The organism is Streptomyces sp. NPDC031274 (genome assembly GCF_055570235.1).
The window spans coordinates 1-1,200 of sequence record NZ_JBVIHP010000339.1; the positions used below are offsets into that span (position 1 = coordinate 1).

The window sequence follows — 1,200 nt, forward strand, 5'->3', positions numbered from 1 at the left end:
GTCGACCGGCTCACCGGTGACTCAAGTGCCGGGTACTGGGTCCACCTCGATGTCGACGTCCTGGATGACGCGATCATGCCTGCCGTCGACTACCGCCTCCCCGGAGGGCTGACCTGGACAGAACTGGAGGACGTACTACGGACAGCGCTGGCCGGAAAGCGAGCCGTCGGCCTGGATGTCACAATCTTCAACCCCCGCCGTGACCCCGAAGGGAAGATCGCAGCCCGCCTCACCGAGTGCCTGCGCCGGGGGCTGTCTGCGCGGACCGACCACCAAACCTGAGCCAGAACCAACTTCCGTGGAGCAGTAACACTGCGTGCCACCGAAACGCCACTCCAGGGGGTTTCGCCTGTGCTCACTCTCCCCGAGACGGGAGGTTCGCGGCTGTACCTTCGACTACGGTGTCAGCCCGATCCTGCCGAAGACCTCGCCCGCGTCCATTTTCTGGTGCGCCAGTACGGCTGAGTCCAGTGGCAGCACCTCGTGCACCACTGTTTCGATCTCGCCCCGGCTCGCTGCGGCGAACTGCCCGCTCCGCACGGCACGCCGTTCGGCTGCGGTGACGGTGGCGGTGCTGAAAGCAGCGAAGGACATCGACTTCTGGAACGCCGCCATGATCTTCGTGCCGAAGTCCGCCGGTGGCTGGCCTGCGACAGCGCCCACGGCCACCATGCGGCCGTTCGGGTTGAGCCGGTCGAAGAACGACGGCATGTCCTTGCCGGCCACCACGTCGATGATGACGTCATAGCCTACGGGAGCTGCTTCCCCTCCGTCGCCTGAGCGGCCCAGCACATGGGTCGCGCCGAGGCGTCGCAGTGGCTCGCCGCGAGCGGCGAATTGCACTGTCGTGATCCCGATGCTGCCGGCCGCACCATGCACCAGGACCGTCTCCTCGGGAGCGAAGCGGGAGTGGCGGAGCCCGAAGTGGGCCACCACGCCAGAGCTGCCGAGTGTCACCGCATCGACTGCGGACAGGTTCACGGGCAGGGGAACGATCTCCTCGACCGGCGCGAGGGCCTGTTCGACGCAGCCTCCGCCGCTGCCGGTGAAGGCCCACACCCGCCCGCCGATCCACGACGCGTCGACGCCGTCGCCGACCGCGGTCACGGTGCCCGCCACCTCGCTGTCCGGGATGTGGCCATCCTTTTCGGACAGCTCAAGCGCGAGAGCTTCTACGTCGACGAGGGGTGCGCCGATCCT

Annotated in this window: 2 protein-coding genes; one reads left to right on the plus strand and one right to left on the minus strand. The window is 67.5% G+C overall.

The window, feature by feature from the left end:
- Positions 1-282: arginase family protein (locus ACZ5CR_RS46185; protein WP_468869981.1), on the plus strand; the 282-nt coding region annotated here is incomplete at its 5' end.
- Between the two features lie 114 nt (positions 283-396).
- Here the strand turns inward: ACZ5CR_RS46185 and ACZ5CR_RS46190 are convergent.
- On the minus strand, positions 397-1,200 hold an 804-nt coding region (locus tag ACZ5CR_RS46190; protein ID WP_468869983.1), incomplete at its 5' end, for a zinc-binding dehydrogenase.